Origin of the sequence: Micromonospora chersina (assembly GCF_900091475.1) — a bacterium.
GTDB classification, from domain to species: domain Bacteria; phylum Actinomycetota; class Actinomycetes; order Mycobacteriales; family Micromonosporaceae; genus Micromonospora; species Micromonospora chersina.
On the sequence record NZ_FMIB01000002.1, the window covers coordinates 2,745,635 to 2,761,757 of the forward strand.

Sequence of the window (16,123 nt, forward strand, 5' to 3'; positions counted from 1 at the left end):
CGGCGTCCGTCGTGTCGTTCGATCATTCGGGTAGGGGCAGGCCCGCCGCGGCGCAGTCGGCGCGCAGCTGGGCCAGTTCGTCGCCGGTGGCGTCCACCAGCGGGGATCGCACCGGGCCGGCCGGCAGGCCCTTGGCCGCCAGGCCCGCCTTCACCAGGATCACGCCCTGGGTCCGGAAGATGCCGGTGAACAGCGGCAGCAGCCGCCGGTGCAGGGCGAGCGCCGTGGCGGTGTCGCCCGCCTCGTACGCCTCGATCATCTGCTTGGTCTGCACGCCCGTGAAGTGCGTGGAGGTGCCGACCACGCCGACCGCGCCGACCGCGAGGGCGGGCAGGGTCAGCGCGTCCTCGCCGCTGTAGAACGCCAGGTCGCTGCGGGCCAGCACCCACGACGTGGCCGTGAGGTCGCCCTTGGCGTCCTTGACCGCGACGATCCGGCCGTGCTCGGCCAGCTTCACCAGGGTGTCGGTGGCGATCGCGGTGCCGGCCCGGTGCGGGATGTCGTACAGCATGACCGGCAGCCCGGTGGCGTCGGCGACCGCGGTGAAGTGGCGCAGCAGGCCGCTCTGCGGCGGCTTGTTGTAGTACGGCGTGACCACCAGCAGGCCGTGCGCGCCGGCCTTCTCCGCCTGCGCGGCCAGCTCGATGGTGTGCCGGGTGTCGTTCGTGCCCACCCCGGCGACGATCCGGGCCCGGTCGCCCACCGCCTCCGCGACGGCGCGGATCAGGGCCTCCTGCTCCGCGTCGGTGGTGGTCGGCGACTCGCCCGTGGTGCCGTTGAGCACCAGCGCGTCGTTGCCCTGCTCGTCGACGAGGTGGCTGGCCAGCCGGACGGCGCCGTCGAGGTCGAGCGACCCGTCGGCGGTGAACGGGGTCACCATGGCCGTGATCAGTCGTCCGAACGGGCGCGAGGCGCCCCGGTTCGTGGCGGCAGGGAGGTCGTGCGTCATGTTCACAACCTAGCGGACGACCACCGGGGCCCCGGCGGCGAAGGGCGACGACTCACTCGGCGTGCGGAGACGCCGCCACCTCGGTGCCGTCGGGCAGCGTGGAGATCACGAAGTCGGCGAAGACGTTCGGGGCGACCCCCTGGAGCTGCCGCAGGCACTCGACGGCCAGCTCGCGGATCTCCACGTCGGCGTGCTCGGTGGCGCGCATCTTGATGAAGTGCCGCCACGCCCGGTAGTTGCCGGTGACCACGATCCGGGTCTCGGTGGCGTTGGGCAGCACCGCGCGGGCCGCCTGCCGGGCCTGCTTGCGGCGCAGCGTCGGGTTGGGCTCGTCGGTGAACCGGGCCTCCAGGCCCTCCAGCAGCTCGGTGTACGCCCGGACCGCCGCCTCGCTCGCCTCGACGAACTTCTTGTGCAGCTCGGGGTCGTCGGCGATCACGGCCGGCTCGACCATTGCCGCGTCCCGCTCGGGGACGTAGCGCTGGGAGAGCTGCGAGTAGGAGAAGTGCCGGTGCCGGATCAGCTCGTGGGTGAAGGACCGGGACACCCCGCTGAAGTAGAAGCTCACCGAGCCGTGCTCCAGCACCGACAGGTGCCCCACGTCCAGGATGTGCGCCAGGTAGCCGGCGTTGGTCGCGGTGGCCGGGTTCGGCTTCTTCCAGCTCTGGTAGCAGGCCCGGCCGGCGAACTCGGCGAGCGCCTGGCCGCCCTCCGCGTCGGTCGACCACGGCACGTCGTCCGGGGCCTGGAACTGGGTCCACGCGATCAGCTTGACCTGGGGCTGCACCATCTCCGGCATTCCTGCGACTGTAGTGGCCCCTGGGCCTCCGGGGAAACTCGGACGCGCGGACGTGAACCAGCCCACCAGCGGCGGGCGGGCGGTCAGACGTAGAGCGAGGTGAACGGCGCCCAGGGCAGATTGCGGGCCACCGAGAAGGCGAGCCAGAGGGCCAGGAAGCCGCCGATCACCTTGGGGCTGATCCGCAGCTCCGGCAGCCGCCAGCCGAACGCCCGGTTCCCCGCCCAGCTCACGAAGAGCCAGGCCAGGAACGGCAGCGAGAAGACGAAGAGGAAGTGGTGCCGGGCGGCGGCCGGGAGGTCGGCGTGCAGCACGTACCAGAGGGCACGGGTGCCGCCGCAGCCCGGGCAGTCCAGCCCCGTGGTGAGCTTGAGCAGGCAGGTCGGCCGGGCGTCCGGGTCGCTGTGGGTGGGGTCGCTGAGCAGCGCGTACGCCATGCCCAGGCCGACGCAGCCGAGCGCCGCGAGGGGCACCGCCCAGCGCGGGGCCCGGGCGTGCAGCCGCAGCACCAGGCGGGTGAACCGGTCCGGCTCGACCGGCGGGTAGGCCACCCCGGCGGGCCAGGCCCCGTGCTCGGCGTGCGGCCCGTGGTGGGCGTGCGGCCCGGCGGGCGGGTGCGGGTCGGGCGCGGCGGCCGGCCGGTCAACGCTCGTCACGCGCTCACCGTACACCCGCCACACCCACCAGGGCGGCGGCCAGCGGAGCGGCCAGGTCCCCGGCGGCGGGCGGGGCGACCGCGTCCAGGCCGAGCCAGCCGGCGAGCCGGTACAGCTCGGCGGCCAGCGCCACGGCCGTCTCCCCCGGGTCGGCGCCGGGCTCGACCCAGGCCGCCGGCACCAGCAGCACCCCGGCCTTCCGGTCCGCCTTGAGGTCGACCCGGGCGGTGAACCGCTCGCCCTGGAGGAAGGGCAGCACGTAGTAGCCGTGGACCCGCTGCGGCGCGGGCACGTAGATCTCGATGCGGTACGTGAAGTCGAACAGCCGCTCGGCGCGGGCCCGCTCCCAGACCAGCGGGTCGAACGGGCTGACCAGGGTGTTGCCGCGGACCCAGCGGGGCAGCCGGGCCTGGGCGTGCAGGTAGGCGGGCTGCCGCCAGCCGGACACGGTGACCGGGGTCAGCTCACCCGCCTCGACCAGCTCGGCGATCGCCTGCCGAGCACCGGCCACCGGCAGGCGGAAGTAGTCGCGCAGCTCCGGCTCGGCCGCCACGCCCAGCGACCGGGCGGCGATCGCCACGAGCGTGCGGTGGGCGTCGGCGGCGCTCGGGGTGGGCGCGTCGAGCACGGCGGCCGGCAGCACCCGCTCGGGCAGGTCGTAGCGGCGGGCGAACGACGTGGTGCGGTCGGCGGCGGTCACCTCGCCGGCCCAGAACAGGAACTCCAGCGCCCGCTTGACGGTGGACCAGTTCCAGCCCCAGTTGCCGGTCTCGCGCGGCGCGTCGTGCTCGATCTCGGCGGCGGTCAGCGGGCCCCGGGCCGCCACCTCGTCGCGCACCCACGCGACCAGCTCGGGCTGCTCCTGGGCGATCCGGCGCATCCCGCCCCACGCCTCGTCGTGTGCCTTGGCCATCCGCCAGCGCAGCGCCGGATGCAGCCCCACCGGCACCAGCGACGCCTCGTGCGCCCAGTATTCGAACAGCTCCCGGGGGCGCCGGTAGGCGGCCGTGTCGAGCAGTGTGGTCGGGTAGGGCCCGAGCCGGCTGTAGAGCGGCAGGTAGTGCGCGCGTTGCAGGACGTTCACCGAGTCCATCTGGATGAGCCCGACCCGGTCGAGCACCCGGCGCAGGTGCCGGCGGGTGGGCACGCCGGTGGGCGCCGGGTCGGCGAAGCCCTGGGCGGCCAGGGCGATCCGGCGGGCCTGGGCGAGGGAGAGCGATTCCGGTGCGGCCATCGTCGGGGACCCTAATCCACCGGTCCGACACGACACGGGAGCGGCGGCTGGACCGATCGCCCGGCGCGGCATAGAACGGACGGATGCCCATCATCCGCCGGGAGGAACCGGACGACGCCGAGGCGATCGCCCGGGTGCACATCCGCGGCTGGCAGGCCGGGTACGCGGGGATCATGCCGGACGAGGTGCTGCACCGGCTGAACCCGGCCGCCTGGGCGCAACGCCGTCGGGATCTCGGCACTGCCGACCCGGAGCACCCGTTCACCACGCTCGTCGCCGAGGTCGACGGGGTGGTCGCCGGGTTCACCACCTTCGGGCCGTACCGGAACAACCAGGACCGGGGCGACCTGGACCCGCGGTACGGCGAGGTCGTGGCGCTCTACCTGGAGCCGGCGCACTGGAGCACCGGACTCGGGCGGGCGCTGCACGCGGCGGCGCGGACCGGGCTGGCGGAGCGGGCGTGGACCGAGTACCGGCTCTGGGTGCTCGCCGACAACGCCCGGGCCCGCCGCTTCTACGAGCGGGCCGGGCTGTCACCGGACGGGGAGGAGTCCACCTACGCGGTCCCGCTGCACGGCGGGCGGGACCCGGTCCGGCTCCGCGAGCTGCGCTACACCGCCCGGCTCGACGGCTGACCCGGCCGGCCCGCCTCGCCCGGCGGGACCGCCGCCGGTCGGCGTGGCCCAGTGGCGGACCGGCAGGGCGAGCAGCAGTGCCAGGCTGATCCAGACGTAGGTGTTGCTGCCCAGGAAGCCGTCCACCCCGGTGAAGTCCTTCTCCCAGGCCCAGACGATCCGGCTGGTCAGGAAGGCGTACCCGACGAGCGCGGCGGCCAGCAGCAGGCGGCGCCGCCGGCTGCGGGCGGGCGCCGCCATGCCGTTGTCGACAAGCAGGATCAGGCCCGGCAGCAGCCAGACCAGGTGGTGCACCCAGGTCACCGGGCTGACCAGGCACATGGTGGCGCCGGTCAGCGCCAGGCCGGTGGCCTCGTCGCCGGCGGCCACCGCGGCGCGGGAGCGCCAGCCCCAGACGACGAGGGTGGCGAGGACCAGCGCCAGCCACGCGACGGTGCTGGGGTGTTCCGGGTCGAGCCGGGCCACCACCCCGCGCAGCGACTGGTTGGAGACGAAGGCCAGCTCGCCCACCCGGTCGGTGTTCCACAGCGCCTCGGTCCAGAACTCACGGGAGGCGTCCGGGAAGAGCGCGGCGGCCACCAGCGTCGCGGCGGCGGCCCCGCCCATGGCGGTGAACGCGGCCCGCCAGCGGCCGGTGACCAGCAGGTAGACGATGAAGATGCCGGGGGTCAGCTTGATCGCGGTGGCCAGGCCGATGCCGACCCCGGCCCAGCGGCTGCGCGCCGGCAGCAACCGCAGCAGGTCCACCGCCACGAGAAAGAGCAGCAGCATGTTGACCTGGCCGAAGTTCACCGTCTCGCGCATCGGCTCGTAGGCGGCGGCCAGGCAGAGCGCCACGGCGAGGACGAACCAGCGGGTCCAGCCGGCGCGCCGGGCGACCGGGTCCAGCAGCCACCAGATGACCACGGCGCTGACCACCACTGTGGCGGCCACGCTCACCGTGATCGCCGCCGTCCACGGCAGGTACGCCATCGGCAGCATGACGAGCGCGGCGAACGGCGGGTAGGTGAAGCCGTACTGCGTGCCGCCCTTGAGGAAGTCGTAGATCTCCCCGCCGTCGTGCACCCAGAAGGTCAGCGCGCCGTAGTAGACCTTGAGGTCGAAGAAGCCGTGCCGCACGGCCGCCACGGAGAGGAAGGCGGTCACCGCGACGGCGAGCGCCAGCACGGCGACGACCTGCGCGATCGTCCGCCTGGCACCCTGCGCCACCGTCGCCCTCCTCGCCCTGCGTAGGCTCACGTGCCATGGCTCTCGGGTACGTCCGCCCCGCGCGTCCGGAGGACGCCGGCGAGATCGCACGCCTCCAGCTCGCCACCTGGCGGGCCGCGTACCGCCGGATCCTGCCCCGGCACGTGCTCGACAACCTGGACGAGGCGTACCTCGCCCGGCGGTGGAGCGCCGCGGTGCAGGAGCCGCCCTCGGGCGCGCACCGGGTGCTGGTCGCCGTCGAACAGGCCGAGCAATCGTATCTGGTGGGGTTCGCCGCTTCCGGTCCGGCCGACGCCGAGGCGCTCGCGCCGGGCGAGCCGGCCGAGGCGCTCGCCGACGGTGTGGCGGCGGTGACCGACCTGCTGGTAGAGCCGCGCTGGGGCCGGCGCGGGCACGGCAGCCGGCTGCTCGCCGCCATGGTCGACAACTGGCGGGAGGACGGCTTCACCCGCGCGGTGGCCTGGGCGTTCGACGCGGACGCGGCGACCCGGAAGTTCCTCACCTCGACCGGCTGGGAGCCGGACGGCGCGGGCCGCGCGCTGGACGTGGACGACATGCTGGTCCCCCAGGTCCGCCTGCACGTCGGCGTCCCCGCCGAGTAGGCGCTGTCGGGGGTAGCGCCTACCGTGGCGGGATGACGACCGCACCGGCGCCCGCGACGAGCGACCTGGAGCCGTTCCGGGTCGAGTTGACGGGCTACGCCTACCGGATGCTCGGCTCGGTGTTCGACGCCGAGGACGCGGTGCAGGAGACCCTGCTGCGGGCCTGGCGCGGCCGGGACGGCTTCGACGGCCGGTCCAGCCTGCGCACGTGGCTCTACCGGATCGCCACCAACGTCTGCCTCGACCTGCTGCGCGGGCGCGGCCGGCGGGCCCTGCCCGTCGACCTGGGCGGCCCCGCCGCGCCGGTGGTCGAGTCGCTCGGCACGCCGGCCGGTGGCTGGGTCGAGCCGGTGCCGGACACGGCGGTGCTGCCGGCCGACCCGGCCGAGCTGGCGGTGGCCCGGGAGTCGGTGCGGCTGGCGTTCGTGGCCGCGCTCCAGCACCTGCCGCCCCGGCAGCGCGCCGTGCTGATCCTGCGGGACGTGCTGCGCTGGCACGCCGACGAGGTCGCCGACCTGCTCGACGCCACCGTGCCGGCGGTCAACAGCGCGCTCCAGCGGGCCCGGGCGACCCTGTCCGGGGTGCGCGCCGAGCGGCGTGTCGGTCCGGATCTGGACCCGGTCGACCGCGACCTGCTCGACCGCTACGTGGACGCCTTCGCCCGCTACGACATCGACGCCCTGGTCGCGCTGCTGCGCGAGGACGCGGTGCAGAGCATGCCGCCCTATCCCATGTGGCTGCGCGGTGCGGCGGACATCGGCCGCTGGCTGGGCGGGCCGGGCGCCGAGTGCCGGGGCTCCCGGCTGGTGCGGGTGGCCGCGAACGGCGTACCGGCCCTGGCGCAGTACCGGGTCGACCCGGCCGGAGGTCACCAGGCCTTCTCGATCACCGTGCTGGAGTGCGCCGAGGGGCGGATCGCCCGGCTCACCCACTTCCTGGAGCCGCGGCTCTTCCCGCGCTTCGGGCTGCCGACCCGGCTCGATTCCCGACCCGCCGATGAGTTTCCGTCCCCCGCGGCGTCCACCCCTGGTAGGCACGACGAAGGCGGCGCACCGGCGGAGTGAGGAGCGGGTCATGTTCAGGGACACGAAGGCGTTCAGCGGGTTCTCGGTGGACGACGCGGACCGCGCGGAGCGGTTCTACACCGACGTGCTGGGGCTGCGCGTGTCCCGGGACGACGCGATGGGCGGCCTGCTGACCCTGCACCTGGCCGGCGACCGGCCGGTGCTGGTCTACCCGAAGTCCGACCACCGCCCGGCCACCTACACGGTGCTCAACTTCCCCGTCCCGGACATCGACCGGGCGGTGGACGAGCTGGTCTCCCGCGGGGTGCGGTTCGAGCGCTACGAGGGCATGCCGCAGGACGACAAGGGCGTCATGCGGGGCAACGGCCCGTCGATCGCCTGGTTCACCGACCCCGCCGGCAACGTGTTCTCGGTGCTCCAGGAGAGCTGAGCCGGGGCCGGCGGTCCCGGCACGGGGCGGGACCGCCGGCCTCCGGTCAGCCCTTGTCGGCGCCCTCGTTCGCGCCGCGGACGAAGTAGCGCTGGAAGATCACGAAGAGCACCGCCACCGGGATGGTGGCGAGCAGCGCGGCGCCCAGCTTGAGCGGATACTGGGTGCCCTTGCCGAGCGATCCGCTGACCAGGTCGGCCAGACCGCGGGGCAGGGTGAACAGGTCCGGATCCTGCACCGAGACCAGGCTGTGCGGGAACTCGTTCCAGGAGCCCTGGAACGACAGGATGGTCAGCGTGATGAGGGCCGGCCGCGCCATCGGCAGCACCACCGACCAGAAGGTGCGGAACACGCCCGCGCCGTCGATGCGGGCCGCCTCCTCGACGCTCACCGGCACCGACTCGAAGAACTGCTTCATGATGAAGACCCCGGCCGCGTCGGCGAGCAGCGGCACCACCAGGCCCGCGTAGCTGTCGTAGAGGCCGAGCTGCTTGAGCACCAGGAACTTCGGGATGAGCAGCACCACGCCGGGCACCGCCATCACCGCGATGATCGCGGCGAAGAGCCCGGCCCGGCCGCGGAAGCGCAGCCGCGCCAGCGCGTATCCGGCGAGCGAGTCGAAGAAGACCCGGCCGAGGGTGACCAGCACGGTGACCAGCAGCGAGTTGCCGAGCCACAGCGGGAAGTTGGTGCCCGCGAAGATCCGCTCGAAGCCGGCCAGGGTCAGCGGGTCGGGAATCGGCGAGAGCGGGTTCGCCGCGGCGTCCGGCTCGGTCTTGAACGAGTTGCCGAGCTGGATGACGAACGGGTAGAGGAAGACCAGCCCGAAGGCGATCAGGACGGCGTACCCCAGGATGCGGTTGACCCTGGCGCGCGGCCCGCGGTCGGCGCGGCGCGTGACGGGCGCCGCCGGCCGGTCGGTGAGCACGGCCATGTCAGGACCCCTCCGGTACGCGTCGCCGCCACCACCGGGCCCGCCGGGGCTCGTCCCGGTCGGCCATCACCCGGCGTTGGAGCACTGTCAGCAGGATGATGATCAGGAACAGCACGAACGAGATGGCCGCGCCGGAGCCGTAGTCGAAGTCCCGGAAGGCGGTCCGGTACGACAGGTACGCCGGCGTGAGCGTGGTCTTGGCCGGGTCGCCCTGGCTCATCACGTACACCTGGTCGAAGACCTGCCAGGAGCCGATCAGGCCGAGGGTGAGCACCAGGAAGGTGGTCGGCTTGATCAGCGGCAGGGTGACGTGGCGGAAGCGCTGCCAGCGGGTCGCACCGTCGAGGGTGCTGGCCTCGTCGAGGGCCACCGGGACGTTCTGCAACGCGGCCAGGAACATCAGCATGAACGTGCCCGACGTGGTCCAGATGACCAGGCAGATGATCGAGACCATGGCCACGCTCGGCCCGGCGAGCCAGTCCCACCAGGTCAGGCCGAACGGGCCGCCGGAGGTGAGCGCGCCGGGTGGGGTGTCCACGCCGACGGCGCCGAACAGCAGGTGCAGCACGCCGCGCGAGTCGGCGAACCACTCCGGCCCGTCGACGCCGAGGAGGCCGAGGAGCTTGTTGACCGCGCCGGAGTTGGCGAACAGGAACAGGAACACGACGCTGATCGCCACGGAGCTGGTGACCGAGGGGAAGTAGAAGGCGCTGCGGAAGAAGCCCTTCCCCTTGAGCAGCCGGTTGTTGACCACGAGGGCGAGGCCGAGGGCGAGCACGGTCTGCACCGGCACCACGATGCCCACGTAGTACATGTTGTTGCGGATGCTGGTCATGAAGTCGCGGCGGTCCAGCCCGTCCTCGGCGAACAGCCGGGTGTAGTTGTCGCCGCCCACGAACGGCACGTCGGCGGTGAACGGGCTGCCCTGGCCGTTCCAGTCGGTGAGGCTCACCCACAGCGCCATGAGGATCGGCAGCAGCAGGAAGAGCCCGAGGATCACGATGACCGGCGCGACGAAGAGCCAGCCCGCGATGTTCTCGTTGCCGCGGATGCCGCCGCCGCGACGGCGGCGCGGCTTCGCCGGCGTGGTCGCCGGGGCGCGCAGCGCTTCGGTTGCCATCTCGTCCCTCCCTCCTTGTCCGTGCGAGCAGGCGCGGAGGGGCCCGGTCCGGACCCCTCCGCCACCGCTCAGCCGCCGAGCGCCGCCTTGGCGTTCTTGTCGAAGTTGGCCAGGATCGTCTTCGGGTCACCGGTGGCGAGCCCCTGGAGGCCGGCTTCCAGGTCGCGCAGGACGCTGTCCATCTTCGGGGCGTTCACCGGGCCCTGGGCGTACGCGGCGCCGTCGATGAACGGCTTGTCCGCCGGGAAGGCGCCGGTGTACTGGTCGCGGACGGACTGCCGGGACGGCATCACGCCGAACGCCTTGGCGAAGGTCATCTGCTGGTCGCCCGCGGTCATCGCCTCGACGAACTTGATCGCCTGGTCCTTGAACTTCGACTTGGCGGCGACGCCCCAGCACTGGGTGAAGGAGAGGGTGCCCTGCCCCTTCGGGCCGGCCGGCAGCGGCACGACCTTGTACTTCACGTTCGGGAAGTCGTTCTGGAGGGCGCCCTTGATCCAGTTGCCCTCGATGGTCATGACGGCCTTGCCCTTGCCGAACGCCTCCCCGGACCAGCCGGCGTCGAGCTGCTTCGGGAACTTCGCGTAGCCGTTGGTGAGCAGCGACTTCACGTACTGGAGGGCCTGGAGGTTCTCCGGGGTGTCGGCGGTGGGCTGCTTGCCGTCCTTGCTCATGAGCCACCCGCCGTTCTGCACCATGAAGGCGCCGATCCGGTCGCGGGTGTCGCCGAGGGCGAGCGCCACCATCTTCTTCGCCTTGATCTTCTCGCTGACCGCGGTGAGCTGGTCCCAGGTGGTCGGCACGTCGGCGTCGGTCAGGCCGGCCTTCGCCCAGAGGTCGGTGTTGATCTCCAGGGCGAGGGTGGAGAAGTCCTTCGGCGCGCAGTAGAGCTTGCCGTCGTAGGTGAAGGTGGTGCGCAGGCTCTCGTAGAAGTCGTCCTTGTTGCTGATCTTGTCGCCGTACGGCTCCAGCGCGCCCACGCTGGCGTAGTCGGCGAAGCGGCTCGCGTCGACGTAGAAGACGTCCGGCGGGGTGCCGCCGGCGAGGGCCTGCCCGAGCTGCTGGGTGAGGTCCTGGGCCGGGGTGACGGTGGCGGTGTTGCCGCTGGACGAGGCCCACCTGGCGGCGGCGTCCTGCACCGCCTTGGTCTCGGCCTCGCCAGAGGAGCCGATCAGGATCTGGAGGCTGGCCGGGCCGCCGGACTGCTTGGTGTCGTTCGCGGAGTCGTCGAAGCCGCTGCCGCACGCGGCAGAACCGAACAGGGCGACGGCGGCGAAGCCGGCCACCGCCGCCCGGGTGAGGGTGCGAGGTGTCATCTGACTCTCCTGGTGGGGGATGTGGTCACGCCGTGTGCCGGAGCACCAGCGCGGGAGTGAGCAGCACGTGGGGGTCGGTGGGCTGGCCGTCGAGCAGGCCGGTGAGCAGGTCGACGCAGCGGGCGGCGGCCGCGGAGAGCGGCTGGCTGACGCTGCTCAGCCCGACCGCGGCGGCCACCGGGGTGTCGTCGAAGCCGACGACGGCGACCGGCGCCGCGGCGCCGCGCGCCGCCTGGAGCGCGCCGAGGGCGAGCGAGTCGCTGGCACACACCACCGCGGTCGGCGGCGCGTCGCGGGCGAGCAGGTCGCGTAGCTCCCGCTCACCCTCGGCGATGCCGTCCTCGGTCTCCCGGCGCAGGCCGGCCACGTCGAGGCCGGCCGCCGTCATCGTGGTACGCCAGCCGGCGCACCTGTCGTCGCCGACGCCGGAGCCGGTCGGCCAGCCGAGGAAGGCGATCCGGCGGTGGCCGGCGTCGAGCAGGTGCCGGGTGACCTGGGCGGTGCCGGCGGCGCCGTCGACGTCGACCCAGGGGTGCCCGTCGAGGGCGTCCCAGGGCCGGCCGAAGGTCACGAAGGGCACCTCGCGCTCGGCCAGCCACGCGGTGCGCGGGTCGCCGTGCTTGGTGCCGGTGAGCACGAACGCGTCCAGGTCGTACGCGCCGAGCAGGTCGTCGTAGGTGGTGATCTCCTGGTCGTCGTCGCGGGCCGTGTACAGCAGGACCCGGTAGCCGGCGGCGTCGGCGGTCTCGGTGAGGCCGTGCAGGAACCGGTCGAGCACCGAGCCGTTGATCCCGTCCCGGGTGGGTTCGATGCGGACCGCGATGAGGCGGGACCGGCCGGTCCGCATCTGCCGGGCGGCCTGGTTGGCGCGGTAGCCGAGCGCCGTGATCGCCTCCTGGACCCGCTGCCGGGTCTCCTCGCGGACGATGTGCGGGGCGTTGAGCACGTTGGACACCGTCTGCCGGCTCACCTGGGCGTGCCGGGCCACCGTCGCGATGGTCACCTTTTCAGCCACGAAATCCCTCTCGCCGCCTTGAACGATCCAACTCCGATGCGGCAGGATTAGATCGTTCAAAGTTTCTGGAATGTTTCGCACTTTGCACCGGCCGGAGCCATCTGTCAAGAGATGGCCCGGGCCACCGATCAGCACCGGGAGTTCCCTTGTCCGAACGCCACCTGCAACCGCTGCTGCACGACCTGGTCGGCGTGGTGCACGCCCCCACCAGCGCGCTGGGCGACGCGGCGGGCCAGATCCGGCCGCACGGCGTCCAGGGCGCCTTCCACGCCGACGCCCGGGTGCTCTCCCGCGCCGAACTGCGCCTCGACGAGCGGGAGCCGGAGCCGCTGACCCGGGGGCCCGCCGGCCCGCACGGCGCCCGCTTCGTGGCCCTGGCCCGCTGGCTCGGCGACCCCACCCCCGACCCGACCGTGCGGGTCGAGCGCACCCGGCAGGCCGGACCGCACGGCCTCACCGAGGACCTCGTCGTGTCGTCCACCGCCACCGGCCCGGTCCGGTCCACGGTCAGCGTCGACCTCGGCTGCGACCTCGCCCCGATCGAGCTGGTCAAGTCCGGCGGCAGCGGCACGCCGCTGGAGGCCAAGGCCGGCGAGCCGGGCCGGGTCCAGTGGGCCGCCGAGGGGCTCACCGTGACCGTTACCGGCGAGGCGGCCACCGTGGACGCCACCGGAGACCGTGCCACCGCACCCCGGCTGAGCTGGCCCGTCACGCTCGCCCCCGGCGAGTCGGCGACCCTGCGCTGGCGGCTCGCCGTCACCGACCCGAAGGCCGTGGTGACCGCCGCCCCACCCGGCCCCGGCTGGTCCGAGCCGGCGGTACGCGCCGACGACCGCCGCCTGGTCCGGCTCCTCGACCGCTCCCTGGCCGACCTGCGCGGGCTGCGGCTGGCCGAGCCCGCCCACCCCGAGGACGTCTTCCTCGGCGCCGGAGTGCCCTGGTTCCTCACCCTCTTCGGCCGCGACAGCCTCTGGGCCGCCCGGATGATGCTGCCGCTCGGCACCGACCTGGCCGCCGGCACGCTGCGCGTGCTGGCCCGCCGGCAGGGCGCCCGGGTCGACCCGGCCACCGGCGAGGCACCCGGCAAGATCCTGCACGAGCTGCGCCGGCACGAGTTCACCCTGGACGAGGGGCTGCGGCTGCCGCCCGCGTACTACGGCACCGTCGACGCCACGATGCTCTGGATCGGGCTGCTGCACGACGCCTGGCGCTGGGGACTCCCCGCCGACCAGGTCGAGCCCCTGCTCCCCCACCTGGAGGCGGCGCTCGGCTGGCTCGGCGAGCACGCCGACGCCGACGGCGACGGCTTCGTCGAGTACATCGACACCACCGGCCACGGCCTCGCCAACCAGGGGTGGAAGGACTCCGGCGACGCCGTGCGCTTCCGGGACGGCCGCCTGGCCGCGCCGCCCATCGTGCTGGCCGAGGTGCAGGGGTACGCGTACCAGGCGGCGGTCAACGGCGCCGACCTGCTCGACGCCTTCGGCCGCCCCGGCGCCGACCGCTGGCGCTCCTACGCCGACCGGCTCGCCACCCGGTTCCGCGGCGCGTTCTGGGTCGACGGCCCGTACGGCCCCCAGCCCGCCCTGGCGCTCGACCGGGAGAAGCGCCCGGTGGACTCGCTGACCAGCAACATCGGCCACCTGCTCGGCACCGGGCTGCTCTCCGACGCCGAGTCGGCGCAGGTCGCCGCCCTGCTCTCGACCGAGGCCATGGCGGGCGGCTTCGGGCTGCGCACCATGTCCACCGACGACGCCGGGTTCAGCCCGCTGTCCTACCACTGCGGGTCGATCTGGGCGCACGACACCGCCATCGTGCTCGGCGGGCTGGCCCGGGCCGGTCACCGCGAGGCCGCGCTACGGCTCGCCGACGGCCTGCTGGCGGCCGCCGAGGCGTTCGACTACCGCCTCCCCGAGCTGTACGGCGGGGACGACCGGTCGACGCTCGGCCGACCGGTGCCGTACCCGGCGGCGTGCCACCCGCAGGCCTGGTCGGCGGCGTCCGCGGTGCTCCTCCTCCAGGCCGCCCTCGGCGTCTACCCCGACGTGCCCGCCGGCCGAGTCGACCTCCGCCCCCTGGCCGGCGAAGAACTGGGCGCGCTCGCGGTGAACGGCCTACGCATCGCCGACACCCCGGTGAACGTCACGGTCGACCACTCAGGCCACCCAACCCTGACCGGCCTCCCCGGCTCCCTCACCATCCCGACCCCCCGCCGCCCCACCACCCCCACCCACTCCCCCACCTGACCCGCCCTCCCGAGCGGGTGATCATGAAGTTGTTGTCACGACACGCCGTGCGCGGTGACAACAACTTCATGATCAGCGGGGTGGGGCGGGGGTGAGTTCGGCGATGAGTTCGTCGTCTTCCATGGCTCCGGTGGGGTGGAAGCCCAGGGAGGTGTACAGGGCTGCTGCGGAGGTGTTGTCGGGGTGGTAGCTGAGGCGGATCGGCTGGCCGGCCTTCGCCAGCCAGTCCGTCAGGGTCTTCACCGCGGCGCGGCCCACGCCTCGGTCCTGCTCGGCGGCGTCGATGACCATGCCGCCGATCCAGCGGGAGCCGTCGTCGTCCACACCCCACATGACGTGGCCGACCACCGTCTCGTCGGCGTGGACGGCGAGTGAGGTCCAGACGTCCGACCGCATGGTCAGCACCAGGTAGCGGGCGGCCAGCGCCGGCACGAAGGTCCGCTGGTCGTCGCGGGGCGCGATGTCGGCCACCGCCCGCCAGTTGTCGTCGTCCACCGGCCGCAGGGTCACCCGTCGGCCGGCGCGGTCACACTGCCCGGAATCGATCACGGCGGTCAGCCTAGGGCCGGCCCGCCCACCCGGCCATCGCTTTCGCCGCAGGCGCCACCCCGCACCGGCACACGGCACCCGGCCCGGGAAGGTCGCCGGACCGCCGGCCCGAGCCGCGCCGGACCGCCGGCCCGAGCCGCGCCGGACCGCCGGCCCGAGCCGTGCCCAAGGGCCGGCCGCACGGCCCCCTGATCGACTCCAGCTCGCCGAGGTGGCGGTGTCGGCGGGCGCCGGACACCGCCACCTCGGCGAACCGGGGTCGGTCGACCCTGGCCGTGGTGGTCAGGCGGTCGCGGCCGCGTCGAGGTAGGGGCGGGGGTCGCCGGCGCCGAGGTCGGTGATGCCGGCGCTGTGCAGGGCGCCGATGGCCAGGGTGCGGCGCACGGCGGCGAAGGTGATCACATGACCGATGGTGCCGCCCAGCGTGTGGGTGGTCGGGGGCGTGCAGGTGGTGTCGACGAAGGTGTCCGCCAGCGTGCCGGCGGCCAGCGTCCGGGCCACGAAGGCCCGCCAGTCCCGGCCGGCGACCGCGTGCCGCGCGGCCAGCCCGGACACCGACCGGTCGCTCTCGTCGGGCCACTCCCCGCCCCGCAGCGCCGAGAGCCAGTGCTCCTCCTGGGTGACCATGGCGTTGATCAGCGAGCGGAGCGTCGGCTGCTCGTCGATGGTCTCCACGGACACGGTGACGGGCCGGTCGAGCACGGTGTCGTCGAGGGTGCCCGCGCGGTCGATGATCGCGGTGAGGGTCTCGACGTGGTGGTCGACCAGGTGCTGGAGAACGTTCATGGGAGTCTCCTGACGTGCCGCCGGCAGCCGCAGGCCACCGGGCGGTTGGAAGTGGACGCCGCTGGGGCAGGGCAGCTCCAGCTCGCGGAAGGTCAGCGGCGGGCGCCGCCGGACCGCGGTCGGCGGGATGCCGTACGACCGCTGGAAGGCGCGGGTGAACGCCTCGTGCGAGCCGTACCCGGCCTCGACGGCGATGTCGAGGACGGTCCGGTCGCTGGTGATGAGCCGGTGCGCCGCGCGTTCCAGGAGCAGCCGGCGGCGCAGCGCGCCCGGCGGTTCCCCGGTGGCCGCGGCGACCAGCCGGTCGAAGTGGAACCGGGACAGGTGGGCCCGGGCGGCCAGACCGGCGGGGCCGGCTTCCGGATCGTCCAGTGCGACCTGGATCACGTCGAGGAGGCCGGTGAGTCCGTCCGTCGTGGTCATGTGGACAGCCTGCACCCGCCGGCGGCAGTGCCGCTTGATCGCCGTTGCGCACCTGCGCGCGGCCGGCCGCCGACAGCTACGGCCGACCCGGCGGGAAGCCGTCGCCCTCACGGACGGCAGCGGCGGAAGCCGTCGCCCTCACGCACAGCAGCGGCGGAAGCCGTCGCTCTCACGCACGGCCGCTCGGCAGGGCCG

General features: G+C 73.7%; 16 protein-coding genes. 5 read left to right on the plus strand and 11 right to left on the minus strand.

What is annotated here, in order from left to right:
* Window positions 1-22: 22 nt before the first annotated feature.
* From dapA to GA0070603_RS12445, 4 genes are all read right to left on the minus strand, one after another.
* Window positions 23-949: a 4-hydroxy-tetrahydrodipicolinate synthase gene (dapA, locus tag GA0070603_RS12430; RefSeq protein ID WP_091312107.1), complete on the minus strand. Its 927-nt coding sequence runs from the start codon at window positions 947-949 to the stop codon at window positions 23-25.
* 52 nt (window positions 950-1,001) lie between these two features.
* Window positions 1,002-1,739 (minus strand): FAD-dependent thymidylate synthase, encoded by a 738-nt coding sequence (gene thyX, locus GA0070603_RS12435; RefSeq protein ID WP_091321886.1) that lies wholly within the window; start codon window positions 1,737-1,739, stop codon window positions 1,002-1,004.
* A 92-nt stretch (window positions 1,740-1,831) separates the two neighbouring features.
* The gene (locus tag GA0070603_RS12440; RefSeq protein WP_091321887.1) at window positions 1,832-2,419 is read right to left on the minus strand and encodes a DUF2752 domain-containing protein; all 588 of its coding nucleotides are present in this window, start codon (window positions 2,417-2,419) and stop codon (window positions 1,832-1,834) included.
* Window positions 2,409-3,638: a winged helix-turn-helix domain-containing protein gene (locus tag GA0070603_RS12445; protein ID WP_091312111.1), complete on the minus strand. Its 1,230-nt coding sequence runs from the start codon at window positions 3,636-3,638 to the stop codon at window positions 2,409-2,411. Before GA0070603_RS12445 ends, GA0070603_RS12440 begins: the two co-directional genes overlap by 11 nt.
* An 83-nt stretch (window positions 3,639-3,721) precedes the next feature.
* Between GA0070603_RS12445 and GA0070603_RS12450 the strand changes: the two genes are divergently transcribed.
* A complete protein-coding gene (locus tag GA0070603_RS12450; RefSeq protein WP_091312114.1) occupies window positions 3,722-4,273 on the plus strand; it encodes a GNAT family N-acetyltransferase in 552 nt (183 codons plus the stop codon).
* Here GA0070603_RS12450 and GA0070603_RS12455 read toward each other — a convergent pair.
* Window positions 4,172-5,482: a glycosyltransferase family 87 protein gene (locus GA0070603_RS12455; RefSeq protein ID WP_091312119.1), complete on the minus strand. Its 1,311-nt coding sequence runs from the start codon at window positions 5,480-5,482 to the stop codon at window positions 4,172-4,174. The two genes, GA0070603_RS12450 and GA0070603_RS12455, sit on opposite strands and share 102 nt — an antisense overlap.
* 35 nt (window positions 5,483-5,517) lie before the next feature.
* Between GA0070603_RS12455 and GA0070603_RS12460 the strand changes: the two genes are divergently transcribed.
* The 3 genes from GA0070603_RS12460 to GA0070603_RS12470 are packed head-to-tail and all read left to right on the plus strand — an operon-like array spanning window position 5,518 to window position 7,539.
* Window positions 5,518-6,084, plus strand: coding sequence for a GNAT family N-acetyltransferase (locus GA0070603_RS12460; RefSeq protein ID WP_091312124.1), 567 nt, complete (start codon window positions 5,518-5,520; stop codon window positions 6,082-6,084).
* A 32-nt stretch (window positions 6,085-6,116) separates the two neighbouring features.
* Window positions 6,117-7,148, plus strand: coding sequence for a sigma-70 family RNA polymerase sigma factor (locus tag GA0070603_RS12465; protein ID WP_091312127.1), 1,032 nt, complete (start codon window positions 6,117-6,119; stop codon window positions 7,146-7,148).
* A gap of 10 nt (window positions 7,149-7,158) precedes the next feature.
* Complete coding sequence (locus GA0070603_RS12470; protein WP_091312131.1) at window positions 7,159-7,539, plus strand: VOC family protein; 381 nt, start codon at window positions 7,159-7,161, stop codon at window positions 7,537-7,539.
* 46 nt (window positions 7,540-7,585) lie between these two features.
* Here the strand turns inward: GA0070603_RS12470 and GA0070603_RS12475 are convergent, their stop codons facing one another.
* The 4 genes from GA0070603_RS12475 to GA0070603_RS12490 all read right to left on the minus strand — a co-directional run bounded on the left by GA0070603_RS12475 (window position 7,586) and on the right by GA0070603_RS12490 (window position 11,924).
* Window positions 7,586-8,473: a carbohydrate ABC transporter permease gene (locus GA0070603_RS12475; protein ID WP_091312135.1), complete on the minus strand. Its 888-nt coding sequence runs from the start codon at window positions 8,471-8,473 to the stop codon at window positions 7,586-7,588.
* A gap of 1 nt (window position 8,474) precedes the next feature.
* Entirely contained in the window at window positions 8,475-9,593 is a 1,119-nt protein-coding gene (locus GA0070603_RS12480) for a carbohydrate ABC transporter permease (RefSeq protein WP_091312138.1), read from the minus strand.
* A 68-nt stretch (window positions 9,594-9,661) separates the two neighbouring features.
* Entirely contained in the window at window positions 9,662-10,909 is a 1,248-nt protein-coding gene (locus GA0070603_RS12485) for a sugar ABC transporter substrate-binding protein (protein ID WP_091312141.1), read from the minus strand.
* A 25-nt stretch (window positions 10,910-10,934) separates the two neighbouring features.
* On the minus strand, window positions 10,935-11,924 hold the full coding sequence (locus GA0070603_RS12490; protein WP_091312144.1) for a LacI family DNA-binding transcriptional regulator: 990 nt from the start codon (window positions 11,922-11,924) through the stop codon (window positions 10,935-10,937).
* Window positions 11,925-12,070: 146 nt separating this feature from the next.
* Between GA0070603_RS12490 and GA0070603_RS12495 the strand changes: the two genes are divergently transcribed.
* On the plus strand, window positions 12,071-14,170 hold the full coding sequence (locus GA0070603_RS12495; protein WP_091312148.1) for an amylo-alpha-1,6-glucosidase: 2,100 nt from the start codon (window positions 12,071-12,073) through the stop codon (window positions 14,168-14,170).
* Between the two features lie 72 nt (window positions 14,171-14,242).
* On the opposite strand, the gene GA0070603_RS12500 is transcribed toward GA0070603_RS12495, so the two are convergent.
* Window positions 14,243-14,719, minus strand: a complete 477-nt coding sequence (locus tag GA0070603_RS12500) for a GNAT family N-acetyltransferase (RefSeq protein ID WP_091312151.1) — start codon at window positions 14,717-14,719, stop codon at window positions 14,243-14,245.
* Window positions 14,720-15,001: 282 nt separating this feature from the next.
* Window positions 15,002-15,928: a helix-turn-helix domain-containing protein gene (locus tag GA0070603_RS12505; RefSeq protein WP_091312155.1), complete on the minus strand. Its 927-nt coding sequence runs from the start codon at window positions 15,926-15,928 to the stop codon at window positions 15,002-15,004.
* Window positions 15,929-16,123 lie beyond the last annotated feature (195 nt).